The organism is Litoribacillus peritrichatus (genome assembly GCF_039537985.1).
Lineage (GTDB): Bacteria > Pseudomonadota > Gammaproteobacteria > Pseudomonadales > Litoribrevibacteraceae > Litoribacillus > Litoribacillus peritrichatus.
Genome location: NZ_BAABBN010000012.1, coordinates 290,662 through 308,002 on the forward strand (window position 1 = coordinate 290,662; position 17,341 = coordinate 308,002).

The following is a 17,341-nucleotide window of genomic DNA, read 5'->3' on the forward strand; positions in this document are numbered from 1 at the left end:
GTTAGACCACGCCATAAGCCTGTTTCATAGATGAAGTAAGTTCGCCCCCACCTCTGTTGCCAAATGGGTCAACCGTTTTACCACCTTGGAAAGTTACTCCCTCAGCCGCTTTTGCCGTCGCCTTTTTTGCCGAATCAAGTAACCAGTTAGCGGCGGCCTCTTCACTGACACCACTCTCAATCTTAGCCGCCCACTCTTGATTCAGGCGATATAATTCTTTGAACAAATAGTGATTACTTGTTTGCACCATGCCATTCCGCAGGTCTTGATCGTCTTTGAATACGGCCTCAATTTTGTCTTTGTCAGGGTGGTCGTTCTTAACGATGACGTTCCCCTCGAAATCAAAACCAAATTTAATCGGGATGGACGTATCCACCCCGGCCGCCGCCAATTTGTTGGATAAGGTTTTTTCATACGCCTGAACGTCTGCTTCAGTAAAAAGTTTTACCGGTTCCAAGTCCCTTATGTCGACTTCTTTAGCCGGTTGAACACCATCTGGTTGTCTGCCGTATTGCTGCGCCATTTGCTCATACTGATCCACCGCTCTGGCGGCACTTGAGTTCGGGTCTTGTGCACTTTGACTAAGCGATACCTGGATAGACGAAACGGCTGAAGGGTAATCTTCTGCCAAAGGAACCAAAGAGGATGATTTAGCTGGTGTGGTTAATACCCCTACACCTGAGACATTGGTTGGTCGTAAACTGTAATGATTGTCCATGTTTGCCCTCTCCCTGAAGTGATGAATACACTCAAAAAGCAAAAAGACAGCCAACTTTAATTATTTACTTAAATTTTCACAGCTTAGGCTTTATATCGTGACTTTCGGTTAATCATGTCAGTCTGGCTCAAGGGGCAACCCCTTGCCCTTTGCAATCATTTTTTCCTTAGTTAATCTTGCCCCTTCAACGACGTTGGCATATTACTCAGCCCCCACCGATTATAAATGGCTTCCATTCTTCCGGATTTAACCAATACGGGAACACGTTCGTTATAAATCTTAATCAGTTCTTCAGAAATCTGATCAACTCTAAAGCCCACAAAAATTTCAGTGCCATCCGGCATTTGAGCCACTTGAAAGTCAACCGGGCTAAGGCCATTCTTCTTCACGCCCTCGTCTACGACATCCGGTTCATCAATCAAAAAATCAATTTTTCCGGCAATCAAGTATTGAATACCCTGATCAATATTCCGGTACTCTTTCAGCGTGAAATTACGCTTATCCTTATCAATCAGTTCATAGTCTTTCAGCCAACCAACCGTTTTCCCTTTGAAGCTTTGATAACCTTTAAACGCATTTCGTTTGTTTGACTTAGTTAAGACTGCCAGGTACTCCACATCAATCGGGTAATCAGGAAAAATAAGCGCCTCTTCTGTTTTCAGAGTTTCCCCGGCAATGGCGTTGTAAACACGGTATTTACTGACCATCTTCATCGCCCGGTTCCAGGGCACACTTTTCGTTTCAACCTTAACGCCCACTGGCTCAAAAATTTCTTTAACCACACTCCAATACAAACCAGAGCCATCTTCATTGGTGAAGTTTTTCCAAACCGGCGCCACTATGGTCATCGACTTAATAAACTCTCGCTCTATTTTGAGCTGTTTCGGTTCCTGAGCCATAACGAGCGAATGACCCAGAATCAAAACTAAACACAAGAAAGTACGCATAGACACCTCAGCAACGGTCAAACCAATCGCTTAAAGTCTAGCCGAACCTTATAAGAGCAAGTAAACGGTCATCGGAAAATGAAGATATTCATCCATTGAAATCCGCCTTCATACTTCGACATGGTTGAAATACTTAATCGTTGGAGGCTGCTCTAAGAACGAAGCCAGTTGAGCCAATACCCCGTTCGCATCAATAAAGCGGAGGTAAGCCTGATGATGATCCTGACTTAGCCATTCTTCTTCAAGCAACATTTCATGCGATAAAGCATCAAAAAACACTCGGACTTGAATGCACCCTTTAAAGCCTCTGACAACCGGCAAGTTATCTTCTAAAAAAGGGAATAAGGTTTCAAATTGGTCAGTCTTGACCTGACAATTCAGAGTCACTCGTACGCTCATAACGTTCTCCTTAAATAATTGAGCTTCAACTTTAAAGAGAGACACATGTACGAACTACTCAATAGCAGTCAAGGATGCCGTTTTTCTGTCACTGATTACTTTTTTTGAATTTTCAATGTACTGTTTTGGAGTGGTTCCAAACCGGCTTTTGAACACCTTGATAAAGTGCGAAGCGTTCTCGTAGCCCACCGATAAAGCCACATCAGTTACCGATGCGCACTGGCGAAGTAATAAATCTTTCGAGTAAGCGAGCCGTTGTTCAATCAACCATTGATTGGGCGGCACGTTATATATTTTCTTAAAGTCACGGTGAAAACTGGAAAGACTTCGACCTGATAGATGCACCAAGTCCGCCACCGTCAATTTCAGATTGTCTTTATTTTGCAGCATGCGAGATAAGTTACGTCTTGGTAACTTTTGATTGTTGGTTTGCAGTAAGCTTTGCACTGCGCCTCCGGCACCCAAAGCGAGCAGCAGGTGCAGCAGCTCCTGAAGCTTAATATCAAACCATGCCGGAGAGGCCACCCCCAGCATTTGAGAGGTTTGCAGTGAATCAAAAAAAGCCCTCATGCAACCATTATCTTTCACCACACATAAGTGTTCTCCGCCCTTTGGTTTTTCGATAATCGCCTTATTTCTGCTAAGAAATTCGAACACCAGATCGTCGTCAAAAAATACAAGAAAAGCTTTCAGAGACTTCGTCGTTTTGACAAAGTCTGAGTGCAGATTCAGCCCTTTAGGAAGCAAAACGGCATGACCGGCTACCAGTTCTGTCGCAGTATTACTGCTGTTAGTGAGCACTTCTCGCCCTTCATCAATAAACACCACGCACGCCTTATTGGTATAGAACTCAACATTTTCCAGGTCATCCATCAAGCACTTATAAAACACAACAGAATCTCTGTGGGCTGCAACCACGGAGGCGTCCTTCATGGAATACAGCGCTTGAGGAATCACCAAAATGTTCGATTGGGTGTATTCAGAAATCGACTTCATAGAAATGCAATAGGCTCTTGAGGAAATAAGGCTTTGTAAATAAATAAGTTTTTAGTAGTGAAGAGTTATACCAGAGGATAGCAAGGCCTCAAAACGATAGCATCCAGATTTAGGTTGTTTTACCCGAAGACCAAGACTTAATTTTAGTCCGTTCTTCCTTCTCAATACCTAATGACTCAAGAAAATCACTGTGCACCTCCGGCAAAGCACGTTCGAACTCTATGTGCCATTGGCGCATATCTTCCTCACTCATACCACATGCACTCAAAATCCCCACCCATTGCTCTTTATTCATCACTTTAGCGGATCGAAATAAGGTCTCTTGACCCAGCATATGAAGTATCAGCCGCTGCTTTTTTCTTAAGCCAGAAATTTCCTGATTAAGACTTTCCAGCCTGTGCTCAAGAATTCTGGCCGTCGTATTCTCGGCACCGTCCAACACCTCAGCGACCTGCGCTAACGAAAGTCCTGACTCTTTATAAATCAAAATCTGAGCCAGCCGATCATACTCCTTCTGTGTGTATAAGCGATAACCCGCCTCGCTGCGTGCAGAAGGTTGAAGCAGCCCTATTTTGTCGTAATACAAAAGAGTACTTCGAGAGAGACCAAACGAATACACTAATTGACCAATCGTATACAAACTAGCTCCTCCCTAAATCCGGTTCCAGCCAGACGTGCCTGGCTTCTTCACTGAGCAACCGCTCTTTAGTGTAGTCACGACATAACACTGACAGTGCATTTTCAACAATATCTTGATTATTTGCTAAAAAATACTGCCAACTTCGCTCCTGTGGCTGCATGCGCGCGGCAACCAGGCACACCATGGCTTGGGTAATCGTCACATGGAACTTGTCGGGTGCCCCCAAATGCGTTGCATAGACATTGATACCTTCACACACTTTTTGAATCGACACATCCAGCGTGTATTGATTCAGATACAACCAGGTTAAACGCAAATGTCCGACGTGATCAAAATACACTGGATCAAGTGTCAGGTTTTCAAATTGCGCAATAAACGCTTGATCGCTGATTTCACGGCTAACGTCTCTCATACTCACCTCTTTATAATGCATTAACGGCATCATAAAGAGTGAAGTAATAGTCAGGTCAAGCTGTCATTTAAGTTTAGATTTCTATCACCACTTCCGGCATCGGCTTGTCATCCAATTCGGAGGGCACAGCGCAACACAGCAAAGCTTCATTGGCATTTAGCTCAACGCCAGGCTCCTGAGTGTGCACCAGATGTCCGGCTTTCACGACCGCTTTACACGAACCACACTGGCCGGTTCGACAACCAAATTCGGGGGTTAATCCATGAGATTCGGCGAAATCTAAGATCGGCCCATCCTCTTTCGTCCAGGATTGTTCTACACCTGACTTGGAGAACACAACCACAGCTTCATCCGCTATTTCAGCCTGTAACGGTTGATCTTTGGTTAATTCCGGTCGACGGTGCAACGACGAAGGCCCAAAACTTTCTGCGTGAATATTGTTATCCTGAACTCCAAGCGTTAATAACAAATCGTAGACCGATTGCATAAACCCGACCGGGCCACATAAGTAAAAATCGTAATCATCGATAGGAAGTACTGCTTGCAGCAATTCCTTGGAGATTCGGCCGTGATGATGAAAATCCCTTCCCGGCTTTAAACCCGGCTCTGGATTACTCAATGACCAATAGCTTTTAACATGACCATCAGAGCTTTGAACCAACGCACTTATCTCATTAAAAAACGCACGCTGCTCAGCATTTTTTGCTGCCGAGATCATCGTAATAGCTCGCATACTGCGAGTTTTAATCCCATAAGCAAGCGCTTCTCTGGCCATTGAAATCATTGGCGTGATACCAATACCACCGGCAATTAAAACGGCCGGTCTGGTTTCCGACGGGTCAAACGTAAATACACCAGAAGGTGATTTTATCTCGACCACATCCCCCACAGAAAAATCACTGTGTAATCGGTTAGACACCAGCCCTTCCGGCAGATCATCAGATGCAGCTGGCTCTTTCTTAACGCTGATTCTTAAAAAACCATCACTGGGTGCACTGGAAGCCGTATAGGTACGAACCACGGTTGAGCCTTGGTCTTCTTGGGTAACTGGCATTCTTAAGGTAATGAACTGCCCCGCCTTGAACCTCGCGGGAATAAAATCCGATGACCGAGGTTCAAGATAAAACGATTTAATAACACTGCTTTCTTCTTTGATTTCTTGGATTACATAAGGCTGAAACTGATTTCTCTCTCGTTCAGATTGTGCCAGTTTTTTTGCTTCCGGCCATGATCCGGTTAATAAACTGTTTTGAGAAAAAGCGCCAAATGTAAAACGAAACGGTAACGCATTTTTTAACCAGCGACCGGACTCTACACGAAATCGCCATAATCGTTCAGCCCCTTCAAAATATTCCGTTTCCGGCGAATCCCATAAAATTTCGGTCCGCCCTGTCAGCGTTAAAATATCCCCAGAGTCAAAGTCGATGAACAACAGGCCCGCTTTCGGGTTTTCAAGTAAATTGCCCAAGGTATTAAAGTGGAAGTTTCCCAGATAATCAGGAATGGTCAATGTCGTGCCGTTATCGACTTTGGTAAAACCGGGCTTTCCTCCCCGGTGCGAAACATCCACCCCCTTATTCTGTTCATTAGTGACCTCGCCTTTGCTGGCATAACTGGCCACAAAAAAGGTGTCCGAGCGGGTAATCAGGTCAACAGCCGCTTGATCAAGTGACTTCTCAAACGGAAGTACTTCCGCCGAATTGGGTGTTGAATCGTCCAGCCATTCGAGATCTCGGGTTTGAATGTATTGCGGACAATTGCCAAATGCTTGCCGAACCGACACATTCAACCGCTGGTCAGTACCCAGCTCCACAGACGCAGATAAACGATTCCTACGCCGGGTGGTCAATTCAATCCCTAACAAGCCTAAATCAATCGGCGCCTCACTATTAGCAAGGCTTTCTGTTAAAGGATCACCTTCGAGCGACCGGGCGTCTATGGTTAAACTCGTTGGCTGCGGAGACTGAATAAACCCGGGCTGTCCAAAGAGAATGGAGGCCCAAGGCCATCCTTGATCGTCCGCATGACCCACAAACACATAAGGCAACTGCTGGTAAAATTCGCGATGCTGATCCGGCATGAAATCACGAATCACCTGACGACCAAAGCGTTCCATCTTATCCCGAACGCCAGTCATTGCCTGAAAAGTCTGCTCGCCACGATGAAACGGCGAAGCTGAATCATAGTTATCTAACGGCGTTATTTCTGAAGCCTTGCCCATGCATCAATCCCTTTTAGTCTATATGCCTTAAAGGCCAATCAAAAATCGCAGCGTTGGAACATTCAGAATAAAACAGGCTACGAATTTCAAATAATTAAGAAATTAGTAGCCCGATACTCTAATAAAGTTCAGGCGTTCTTACAGAGAGCAGACAGGTCAGGAAGAAGTTCGACTAAAGCTCTTTGTTATTGGTTCACTTGGGCGGCTTGGAGTCTGATTGGGACAACCTCTTTGCATTGAATAAATTCAGCAGTTCGGCTGCAGCCTCTGCATCGCATAAAGCCCGGTGATGACTGTTCAGATTAATATCGAATTCACGACATAAGTTCGCCAAACCATAAGACTCATACCCTGGAAAATGCCGTCTCATTTCTTTGCAACTGCATAACTTTGGCATATTGAACCGCTGTCCAACACGTTCAAATTCATCTTTGATAAAGCCATAATCAAAATTCACATTATGGGCGACAAAAATACACCCTTCCATAAACTGAAAAAATGTTTCCGCGACCTCCGAGAACAAGGGCGCCTCAGCCACCATCTCATTGGTTATACCCGTCAGCTGAGTAATGAACGAAGGGACATGCCGCTGAGGGTTAATCAGGCTTTGCCAGCGGTCAATGACTTCTCCGGCAACCACCTTTACCGCACCGATCTCGGTAATGCGGTGCACGCCTTTTTTACCGCCTGTGGTTTCAATATCGACCACCACATAAGGTTGGCTCGGATCAATAAACCATTCTACCCGAGTCACGCTCGCATCGAAGCCACAGCTTTTAAGCGTATTAATCATGACCAGTTGATTTTTCCTTAGCTGATCACCCGGCGCTTTCACCTCCTCAAACCTTAACTGGCCCTTCTCAACAATCATAAGATCCGGGAAGCCGTCATTATGATTATAATAATCCTTGGCCATCAATCTCAGTAACTCACTCAAAGGTTCTGGCTGAGCATTTCGAACCAAGCACAGCACACTCTCCAACACATCCGGTTGCCAATAAAACAGCCCGTTATGTTTTCCATACTGTTCAGAGGCCACTTTCGTTAAATGCCTCTCAGCTTTTTGGGCATCACCCAACAGAGCCAAAAGCTGCTCTATTCCGGGGGAAAATAACGAATAGAATGTGTTCTCAATCAACACCTGTGGACGATCATCGAATTCATTGCAAACATTGGTTTGCGGATCAAAAATAATCTCCCAAAACAACAAACCAAATAGACTGCGCCAAACATTATTCTCAGAAAAATAAACCTCGGTAGATGAGTTCTGATAATGTGCCTGAACACCCAATTCCACATGATTACGGTACAGCTCTTCAACCGACAGAACCTTTGCCGCCCTCAATACATCAGTGTAAGGACTTGTTTTCTTCTGATTGAATTTACGGGCGAGAAAGTCTTCTGCAAACAGCAAAATATGCTCTGATTGAGCGTCATCCAGTAAGTGCTCCAGCCGAGCCTGAACCTCACTTCTTTTACCTTGCTTGTACTGAAGACGTATCCACTGCTCCTCTGCCTCTGGTGTTTTTAAAAATTCCAAAACAGAAATTGCATGATCCACGCTTATTTTTTCAAGCCGTCGCGAAAGTTTAAGAAAGTACTTATTAGCAAAATTCTCAGCCTGAGCGCCAACTATGGGTTCCACCCGTACTAAAGACGCCAGATCATCCTCAAGCGCTTGATCCGAAATATCTTTTAACTGCTTTGCACGCTTGGCGTAAATAAATGCGCTTTTGGCGGCATCCGGATCATCGAATCGTGCCGAATGATTTATCGGAGTGTTGGCGTCTGATCGTGTTTGAATCACCCCCAAATCGCGCATCGAAAACTGTTTTAAACGGCTATCAAGATTGCCAAAAAACAAAAACAACCAATACTCAAAGACAGGCATTTGTCGTTTAACTATGTGGTTATCAAAAAGTCCCAGATCAACGGCATTCGGGTATGAGCAATGCGCTTCAACCAAATCTATCAGCTCCGGTTTCTTAGCGGACTTCTTATAAGAAACACAGGGGTGAACATCCAGAAGCTGAGTCAGATGGTGTTTGTTCAAAGAAGACAACACCAAGGGCCAGTCCGATTCAGAGACATATCGGATAAAACCGGCATGGCCCAATGTATCTAACTGAGCTTCAATATCAGGAATTTCATCGTACCTTAACGTTTCAACATCCACTAAAGTGATATTGCGATTCAACAGCCGTACAAGCAAACATTGTGCTGGCTCAGGCAGCGCCTGATACGACGAAAGATAAGCTTTGTCTTTATCATCCAATAAAGAACCGCAAACAGAAGAAATGTAAGCAATAAACTCTTCAAAGTGCTGAAGATAATATTTCTCGGGTAATTCTTTACGATAGCTCACTGCTTATACCTGCTTTGCACCTAATCAGCACTATTGTATAAGCAGCAATCCATAAGAGGCGAACTCTTTTGTTTAATAATCTACTGCATTCCAAAAACGCATTATTTCAAATGATCAGTAACCGCCTTCTCAGAAAGTTCGGCTGGGTTGAAGTTATAATAATAGTTATACCACTGAGACCATATTCCAATGTTATAACCATAGGTAAACGTTACCCGAATCAAGTCTAAGCCAGGTGCCTCAGGGTAACTTTTAGCCACCAACGATGCCAGTTCACGGGCGAGTGTTTCATTCTCAATGTTCTTATCCGTTACAAATGCCCGAACATTAACATAGGTAACAGTTTTAGCTTCTTCATCAGACATTTTAAAATTAGAAACGCCCTTCATAACACTTGCCTGGGAAACGAGCGGCTCTTTTAACACTTCTCTCTGAAGAAACAACATATCCTCAAGCACTTGATTCTGTTGAGCAAAGAAGGAAACACCTGGAAGAACAAGTGAAATGATACACAGTAGAGCCACTACCCCGTAATGTACTTTCCAAATAGCTTCTGTCTCTTGTTTCTCAACGTCAACATTCACCACATAACTGCCCACCACTATGTCATGCAAAGACTGTCGGGTTTTCCGGTTAAACAGATAAAGATATAAAATGGAGAGCCCGCCACCAAAAACAGCCAAAGAAATAATAGATAGAAAAACAGTGCTCAAAATACTTTGGTCAGAGCCAAACCCGGCTCCATTCAAAAGAAAAGGAACACTCAAAATAGCATAGCGAATACCAGATAAAGTCAGGCTTAACGTTGTGTTCTGGGCATTAACCACACGGATCTTCAAGACGCGTTTACCCAAGGTTTGACCTGAGCCTAGGGTACTGTTCAGAATTGCAAAATAGGGGAAAGCAATTACAAAACCAACCAATCGTCCCCAGTCCCCCAGCTTTACGAAGTAGTCTTCAAGAAAAAGCCCTAAAAGAAACCCAACAACACAAAGTATCAATGAGTCGAGAAAAAAGGCGCCCAGCCTTCTCCAAAAATTAGCTATCCATGCTTGTTCCACTGCGTCACTCATTCCTATCTATCAACCTACTGGCAAATGCATTTTTGTCGCATTAGAACAACATAATAAGAATTTAGCAACGGAGCCAAGACACCTACTTTTTAGAAAAATTGATTTTCTAGCGTGGTTGAAAGGGGGTCATACGTCAAGGTCGTATAACGCTTAAAAATTCAGCTATCTCTTTCAGAAGAAGACAAAACATAGCCAGCCACTGTCCCCAGCAATGCAGCCAATGTTTCACTTCCAAAGTTGGTCAACACAGCAAAAATAACCAAACTTGGGAGAAACACCAACACACCCAGAGCTTTAATCGAATTCGCGCTGAAATTTTGTTCGAGGACATGCAATCGATAGAAAGTAAGAATTATGCCCATCAACATGGCGACAACAGCACCACTGATGGCTAAGAAGTGTATCCAGGTGAGTTCCTGTCCCTGCATTTGCCTGCTCCTGTTATTTATTCCCTAAATACGGATCACTCATACTGCTTTGTGTAAGCGTAGTTGCGATAGGCAGCGACAACCATACAACACAGCAACCCAAATTAGACATCAAAATAATGCAGGCAAAGAAATAAACTAAAGCGAGAATTTAACCCTTTGTTTCAGTTGATAATTCCGTAAGACAGAGGCGAAGAATTGTAGATCAAAAACAAGCGAACAAATAAATAATTTTCAGGTTTTGAGTGTCAGCTTAAGCCAATCTTCTTAGCTCAAGCTGACGTCGTTCAGACTTTAACTGGCCCAGAAAACGAAGAAAGATTTCTGCGATTTAAAGCCTTCATAGAAGTTACTTCACAATCTCAACCTTATAGCCTCGCTTTTTCAGCTGGTGAATAACGCCATCTTCACCGACTAAGTGCAATGCGCCGACCAAAACAAACTCAACACGCTTATCTTTCATCATGTTTTCAAGCTGAGGCAACCAGGCATTGTTACGCTCGACCAACATTTGATGGTACACATCAGGAAAATCCTTTTTTAGCGGCAACATCATATCTTTTTCCATTTTTGCTAAATCCCCGTGCCGCCAGGCATGTTTGAGATCTTTCATCAACTCGTTCAGATTTTTTAGGTCTTCTAAGGTGTACCGAATCAGCTCATCCTCCTGGCCTTCACCCATATTGGCGATGAAGTCTACCTGCGTTTCAACGGTCTCCAGCTCACCGATGCCCTTTTCATCCTGTAACGCTTTCAGGTTATAAAATTCATCCACGCCTGTACCAGTCATACCCAAACGCTGAAGCTCGACCAGCGACATAGTCACAGACATCATTCCCGCTTTGAAATTGGGTAAACGGTCCATAGGTACACCGCGCTCAGAGAGGTAATTTGCCATCGCTTCGTAGGTTTCTGCGCTGAGAACCTCTTTCAAGGAAGTGCCGTTCTGGTAGGTGACAGCATTCATCATGTATTTCTGAAATTCCGGATCAGTCAACGCTTCAAGATCCGTCTCAAACACAAGCAATGAGGCCTGCTTATAGGCTTGTTCAAATGCCGGTGGCAGAGGGTAATCCGATTTAGATAACAAATGGATTGTGCCTCCTACAAACAGATGATGATCACCTTTGGATACCTTCCACACAGGCGAGTCTGCAAAGCTTGGGGTAACCATCGACACAAAAATGAGTAGAAACAAAACCCATTGTTTGACTAATGCCATAACCGTATTCCTTATAGGAAGCAGCGCTTAAACCAAGCGATCCTTCAGTTTAATAATTTTCTTGGCAAGTTTTTTAAAGTCGCCCGACTTAGGTACAACAAAGTAGCTGCAATCCAGATCCAGCTGCTCCAACACCTCTTGAACCAGCTTATCGACGCTGCCAAATCGTTGCTTAAACTCGATAGCAATGCCATAAGCAGGTACATGAGCATAATATTGCATGGGTTTCTGGGCAATCCATACTTTTTTTACGTTCTTGTTGGCCGACAATGTTTTGATGATGTGTTGCTTCATCGTTTCATCAATTTCAGCTTTAACCAGTTTGCACTTTAGCGTGAGCTGAGAGCGCTCCTTTTCACTGATCTCGTCAATGTGGGACTGCTCTTCAGACTTAGTTAACCACCAATTTGCGTCTTCTATACGCTCTGCTTTGATCAAAAAGTAATATGCGTACTCACACGCTGAGTGAACCAGGTTTGGCTGATTAAGCGCGATTTTCATCTGATCCAATAACGCTTCATCGTTCTTATCGTACAGAAGACGTCCGAGTACGAAAGCAACATTCGGGTCATCGGGATAGCGAACTTGAAATTGAGTGAACAAATCAAAGGCTTCTTCTTTATCAACAAACTCTTCAACCAAAGAGGCCTTCTCCCAAAGCTGCTCATCGGAGAGCTCGTCCTTATTCAGCTTATTGAGTTCAGTCAGTTTCGCCTGGCTTTCCACCACATACTCGTGTCGTTCTTTCCAGCGTTCACCGTGCTCAGCAATCCAGTCTGTATCAAAATCACGAATAATGCCCTGGTATTCATCTGCCAACCAAATTTCAGCGGCCGTTTGATCTACCGGTTCCGGTACAGCTGCGGTTGCAGACAAAGCGCCGATTCGGTCTTTTAAAGCCGGATGCGTGTCTTCCATCCCGGTTTCATTCGTAAGTTCTTGCTCCATTTTCTTCTGAAGCTCATCGCGTGAGGCCACGTGTTCACCCAGAAAATGACTTAACCCCTGCCACGGCCCATGATCTGGCTCAGCCATACGATCGGCTTTTTTAAAGAAAAACTGCCAATAATTTTCATCTACATAGGGGCCGGTGACGTGAGTATTGATCAAGGCTTTGCTTGCGGCCTGTGGAGATGTCAATTGTGCCGATATTTGATCCGCTTCGTATTCATTCGAACGAGCTAAAGCAAAGGAATACGCAGAAAACCTTGGTGTGTACCAGTCGAAAAACTTACGCATCAGCTTGGCACCAAAACCGTCATCGTTTTGAAATGCATACATGATTCGATGCCAGGTCATTCGAACCCGGTATATCCAGCCATTAAACCGGCTGTGGTTCCCCGATAAATGACCAAACTCATGAGCCAACACGGCCCTGGCCTGTTCAGGAGAAAGAATCAGTAACAGTTCCAAACCTATGATCAGCGTATTCTTTTGCCAACCCAACACGCCTAATCTTGGCGTCTGGCTAATTGCAGCGTTTAGCTCCGGTGTTAAAATCACTTGATGAATCTTCGGAGCTTTCAGTTCCGTTCTTAACCGATCTAACTCATCGAATAGTCGTGGCGCTTTTTTCCTTGTCAGCAGGTAACCGTTTGGCGCTTCCACTTTGACCCACAAGGATTTAAACAGTATCCAAATGGCCGGAATAATAAACAGAATCAGCTTCTTTTTAACCAGAAGCAGCAACAGTGCCGTGCTGTAAACGGCCATACCTATCATCCCGCCGATTAAGCCAAACAAAGCAAACAACAGCGCGAAAATCACGCCGTAGCCCAATAAGGCATAGCAAAGCAGTTTGAGTTTATAGAGAGAGGGGTTGGTCTGAGCCAGCTTTTCAGCGGCCTGAACGCGCCGTTCAAAGTCAGACATATCCGGAAGGTTACTCATAATAATCCCTTATTCAAAATTCTTTTCTACGAAAACCCTATCCATAGGGCATGTTTAACAGAACTCTATCAGACAAGCACCTGACAAAAATGTCAATTGTATTGGTTCAGATGTATGAGTTCAGACTTGATGTAACTGTTGCCTGTTTCTGATGTTTGACTTTCTTAAGTTCAAGATCAGATTAATAATGAACCTGGCTAACAACTAGCACCAGTTCTTAAACATTAGCTCTCCAACACGGCAACAACGTGATCCCAATTCAGCTTTTTAGCCAAATCCAGTGGCGTCTCACCTGTCTGCGTTTTTAGAGTCTTATCTGCACCATGATCCAACAATACTTTTACGGAAGTGGAATTGCCCGCCAAAGCTTCTTGGTGCAAGATGCTCCAACCCTTCTCATCCAAATACGTTAACAACTCACTGGATGACTTTAACTGCTCAGCTAAAGAGTCTCCCATGTTCAAGCTCATTGGGTGTTCAGGCGATTCTATCGTTTCACCCGCACCGGAGGTGCCGAAAGCACTTTTGTTCACAGGCTTATGTTCCAACAGAATATTAAATGCATCGCCAAAATCAAAACCCCATGCGGCATCGTGGTTTTGTCGTTCTTCGGGACTCATTCGCGATCTCATCAGATTAACAGTAAAAGCACCGTAAACCTTGCCTTGAATGACAAACATCCAGTCTCCAACGTCTGCAATATTTGCCGTCACTGAATCGGCTTCGTTCAAACCGGAAATCCAGTTTGGCGCGTTGAGCAAAGTGCCAGAAATAACCTCACCATCAAAATCAATATCACCGACCCACATATGCTCAAGCTCAGGCGCTTCTCCTTTCGGTTGATCTGTTCGAAAAGCAACTTTTACACACGCCAATTCCAAAGCAGGTACAATTCTTCTGCGTTCCCAAGACACTTCACGCCAAAAATACTTAAATTCTTTTTGGGCGCTTTTGCTTGCCTCGTACATTTTCGGATCATTACTATCGAGTAAAATCATATTTCCTTGATCGCTCATTTGGCATCCTTATCTTGTTTCATAAAAAATGGGTAAAAAATTGAACATTCACACCCCAGGCCAAGCCCCCGAATTTGGTGTGAGAACTCGAGGATTCATCTGACATGAAGCGCTTATTAGCGCCGAATCACTGTTCACCATAACTTAAAAATGCTTCGACACCTTGGACTAATTGATCCGCACCTAAGTACCTGCCACTCATTGGATCAAATGCCACGCCATTATATTTCGCAGAATATATCATTGCCGTGTACAGAGCCGTCGTCCCTTCATAGAAATCACCACCCCAGCGAAATTCAATAACAACGGTATTGTCAGGATCAACACTGTCACTGGAAGCTAATAACTCAGCCACTTGTGAATACGGTGTTTTGTAGACTTCAACTCCTGTCTTTAAGCCATTCAGTACAGCAGGTAAAAAACCGGCATGTCCCGCTAAATCAATGTTTTCTTCGTAGACGATGGGAACACCTAAACTCTTGGCCGCCTCATTCAAATTTTTTGTTTTAAGTGGCGTATCCAAGGTCAAAAACAAGTATAGACTCATCGACATATCATAATTCCTTCTATAGATGTGTCATTCGTTGAATTCTTTGCGCTAACGAGCAGGATAATAAAAACCGAAGAACGAATCTATTAGCTATCCTGACGCCCCTTTCGATAACATCAGAAACCCAAATGCTTCAAGATTCTCTTAACGTAACTCACAGCACCTTATAAAGGCCCCCCTTTAACTCTCTTAAAAGTTCCCAATGAATAAGCGTCAAAGGCAATTTACTTAAACTTCTGATTTTGCACCATCCGTTCATGTATAAAATATCTACCGTCCCTTCGGCACATTCATTTATAGTCAGCTCTTCGAAAGATTGTGATAACACATCTAAAGCATTATGCAGTTCTTCATCGTAAAACGACGAAAGAGAGCGGTTATTGAGCTTTTCCCTGAAAGATAAAACTTCACAACAACAGTTGTACCATAACGTCAAAAAAGGGCATTCTCCTTCTAGTGTGTCAATTTGAAGCAAAGGATCACATGACAGCAGCTCAAGAGCTTCTCCAAATGAAAAAAGACTAAAAACCAACCTTTCTTCTTTCTGAAAAGCCCATTCCCAAACATAGTCAGTAATATTCATACTTAGTATTTTAAGTTAATCAATTATCAGATGAAGCCATTTCCTGACTTCTTTGACCTTCTAAAGCCTTATTACTGACGACAATGGTACTGGTTACCAAATCATGTATCGCTCTTCGAGCTCTTCGCGCAGGAATTGTTAACATCGAGATAATACCGAGAGGTATTTTTATTATATAACGCGACAATGCCTGAAAGACGCCGATACGCTTATAATCACCCAGTGTGCGAACACGATAGCCCATCATAAATTGACCTAACGTACATAATTTTGAGGTAAAAACAGGTTCGTACAAAAAGACAATGGCATACACCACAAAGATATTCGCTTTTGCTAAACTCGCAACAGGGGATTCAGACGCAATGTAAAAAATACCCAAAATTACAAAGACATCAATCACTGCCGCAAAGTACCGTTTCGATACCGATGGATATTGCATATATAAACCTTTAACCATTTCCGCTCTGACGGAAAACATGAATTTGGTGCAAGAGGATAGTACTCGAATCATATATTTCTTAAATTGCTTCGCCATACGAAGAATAAGATTTTTCGCAGATAAGAACTGTGCCCCCGCCTTTCTTTGTTTTTTACTTTTGCTGCACAGGGTTAATTTTTAAACCTTCTTCTTATTATTATCCTTCGTATTTCTGGACACAACAGAGCTCAATTGTTTCTAGTAACAGAACAATTACTTGGCAGGCTAACAGCAAAGTAATTCAAAAACCAAGAAAATGCCAAGGCCGTAACTCAGCCATTGGCATCAGATTGATTTAACTAATAACCATTCAAGAGTGCAGCCATTTCTGATTTTCGCTGGTCACCACAAAATGCGCCTTCAATGCTATTTTGCACCAATGCTCGAGCCTGACTTTCATCCAGTGCGAGATCAATGGCCAGCGCAACGAAGTTTTCAGTCATGTAGCCACCAAAGTAGGCTGGGTCATCTGAATTTACGGTAACGCAAATACCCTGAGCTAACATGTCCAGAATATTGTGTTGGCTCATGTCATCAAATACACACAACTTGGTGTTGGAAAGCGGGCATACTGTCAGAGGCATTCGTGTTTCAGCCAGGTGTTTCATCAACTCGGCATCTTCACTGGAACGGACACCATGATCGACTCGGCCAACTTTCAAGTCATTAATCGCTGTCCATACATAGTCTGCTGGCCCCTCTTCACCGGCATGGGCAACCGTCAGCAAGCCAAGCGCCCGAGCTTTAGCAAACACACGGCTGAACTTTTCTGGTGGGTGCCCTTGTTCTGAACTGTCTAACCCCACACCGATGATCTTATCTAAATGAGGCTCTGCCATAGCAAGCGTATCGAAGGCGGCTTCTTCAGGTAAGTGACGCAAAAAACACATAATCAATTCACTGGAAATGCCCAGCTTTTCTTGTCCGTCTTTTAAAGCTCTGCTAATTCCATTAATCACCGTTTCAAAAGCGATACCGCGATCTGTGTGCGTTTGAGGATCAAAAAACGGCTCCACATGAACAACATTTTGCTCTTTACACTTAGTGAGATAGGCCCAGGTAAGATCGTAGAAGTCCTGTTCATGAATCAATACATTTGCGCCTTGGTAGTAGATGTCCAAAAAATCCTGAAGATTACTGAACTCATAAGCTGCTCGAACGGCTTCAACGTCTTTGAACGGAAGCTCTATTTGATTCCTTTGAGCCAAAGCGAACATCAGTTCAGGCTCAAGACTGCCTTCCAGGTGCAAATGCAGTTCTACTTTCGGTAATGCGTTCAACCAGCTTTCAGTCAGCGCAGACATATTCAATCCCTCTCATCGATCTAATTTTTGACTACAAAGACAGATTTTAACTTAATCCGCCTTAAAAGGCTTGAGTGACCCATGCATTAAATTCAGTTT

Annotated in this window: 17 protein-coding genes; all 17 read right to left on the reverse strand. The window is 43.7% G+C overall.

What is annotated here, in order from left to right; all coding sequences use genetic code 11:
- Position 1: 1 nt before the first annotated feature.
- Positions 2 to 718: a hypothetical protein gene (locus ABD744_RS17780; RefSeq protein ID WP_344799907.1), complete on the reverse strand. Its 717-nt coding sequence runs from the start codon at positions 716 to 718 to the stop codon at positions 2 to 4.
- A 170-nt stretch (positions 719 to 888) separates the two neighbouring features.
- Positions 889 to 1,665: a substrate-binding periplasmic protein gene (locus tag ABD744_RS17785; protein WP_344799908.1), complete on the reverse strand. Its 777-nt coding sequence runs from the start codon at positions 1,663 to 1,665 to the stop codon at positions 889 to 891.
- A 108-nt stretch (positions 1,666 to 1,773) separates the two neighbouring features.
- The gene (locus tag ABD744_RS17790; RefSeq protein ID WP_344799909.1) at positions 1,774 to 2,064 is read right to left on the reverse strand and encodes a putative quinol monooxygenase; all 291 of its coding nucleotides are present in this window, start codon (positions 2,062 to 2,064) and stop codon (positions 1,774 to 1,776) included.
- 54 nt (positions 2,065 to 2,118) lie between these two features.
- A complete protein-coding gene (locus tag ABD744_RS17795; protein WP_344799910.1) occupies positions 2,119 to 3,060 on the reverse strand; it encodes a helix-turn-helix domain-containing protein in 942 nt (313 codons plus the stop codon).
- 109 nt (positions 3,061 to 3,169) lie between these two features.
- Complete coding sequence (locus tag ABD744_RS17800; RefSeq protein WP_344799911.1) at positions 3,170 to 3,700, reverse strand: MerR family transcriptional regulator; 531 nt, start codon at positions 3,698 to 3,700, stop codon at positions 3,170 to 3,172.
- 1 nt (position 3,701) lies between these two features.
- The gene (locus tag ABD744_RS17805) at positions 3,702 to 4,112 is read right to left on the reverse strand and encodes a hypothetical protein (protein ID WP_344799912.1); all 411 of its coding nucleotides are present in this window, start codon (positions 4,110 to 4,112) and stop codon (positions 3,702 to 3,704) included.
- 73 nt (positions 4,113 to 4,185) lie between these two features.
- Entirely contained in the window at positions 4,186 to 6,333 is a 2,148-nt protein-coding gene (locus ABD744_RS17810) for a pyridoxamine 5'-phosphate oxidase family protein (protein WP_344799913.1), read from the reverse strand.
- Between the two features lie 193 nt (positions 6,334 to 6,526).
- The gene (locus ABD744_RS17815) at positions 6,527 to 8,698 is read right to left on the reverse strand and encodes an exonuclease domain-containing protein (RefSeq protein ID WP_344799914.1); all 2,172 of its coding nucleotides are present in this window, start codon (positions 8,696 to 8,698) and stop codon (positions 6,527 to 6,529) included.
- A gap of 101 nt (positions 8,699 to 8,799) precedes the next feature.
- Entirely contained in the window at positions 8,800 to 9,771 is a 972-nt protein-coding gene (locus ABD744_RS17820; RefSeq protein WP_344799916.1) for an RDD family protein, read from the reverse strand.
- 158 nt (positions 9,772 to 9,929) lie between these two features.
- Positions 9,930 to 10,199, reverse strand: a complete 270-nt coding sequence (locus tag ABD744_RS17825) for a ComEC/Rec2 family competence protein (protein WP_344799917.1) — start codon at positions 10,197 to 10,199, stop codon at positions 9,930 to 9,932.
- 349 nt (positions 10,200 to 10,548) lie between these two features.
- Complete coding sequence (locus ABD744_RS17830; protein WP_344799918.1) at positions 10,549 to 11,421, reverse strand: TraB/GumN family protein; 873 nt, start codon at positions 11,419 to 11,421, stop codon at positions 10,549 to 10,551.
- 27 nt (positions 11,422 to 11,448) lie between these two features.
- Positions 11,449 to 13,311, reverse strand: a complete 1,863-nt coding sequence (locus ABD744_RS17835; protein WP_344799919.1) for a M48 family metallopeptidase — start codon at positions 13,309 to 13,311, stop codon at positions 11,449 to 11,451.
- Between the two features lie 224 nt (positions 13,312 to 13,535).
- The gene (locus ABD744_RS17840) at positions 13,536 to 14,327 is read right to left on the reverse strand and encodes a YegJ family protein (protein ID WP_344799920.1); all 792 of its coding nucleotides are present in this window, start codon (positions 14,325 to 14,327) and stop codon (positions 13,536 to 13,538) included.
- 127 nt (positions 14,328 to 14,454) lie between these two features.
- The gene (locus ABD744_RS17845) at positions 14,455 to 14,880 is read right to left on the reverse strand and encodes a hypothetical protein (RefSeq protein WP_344799921.1); all 426 of its coding nucleotides are present in this window, start codon (positions 14,878 to 14,880) and stop codon (positions 14,455 to 14,457) included.
- 151 nt (positions 14,881 to 15,031) lie between these two features.
- Positions 15,032 to 15,460 (reverse strand): hypothetical protein, encoded by a 429-nt coding sequence (locus ABD744_RS17850; RefSeq protein WP_344799922.1) that lies wholly within the window; start codon positions 15,458 to 15,460, stop codon positions 15,032 to 15,034.
- A gap of 19 nt (positions 15,461 to 15,479) precedes the next feature.
- Positions 15,480 to 15,899, reverse strand: coding sequence for an RDD family protein (locus ABD744_RS17855; protein WP_344799923.1), 420 nt, complete (start codon positions 15,897 to 15,899; stop codon positions 15,480 to 15,482).
- Positions 15,900 to 16,237: 338 nt separating this feature from the next.
- A complete protein-coding gene (locus ABD744_RS17860) occupies positions 16,238 to 17,242 on the reverse strand; it encodes an adenosine deaminase (RefSeq protein ID WP_344799924.1) in 1,005 nt (334 codons plus the stop codon).
- Positions 17,243 to 17,341: the final 99 nt, after the last annotated feature.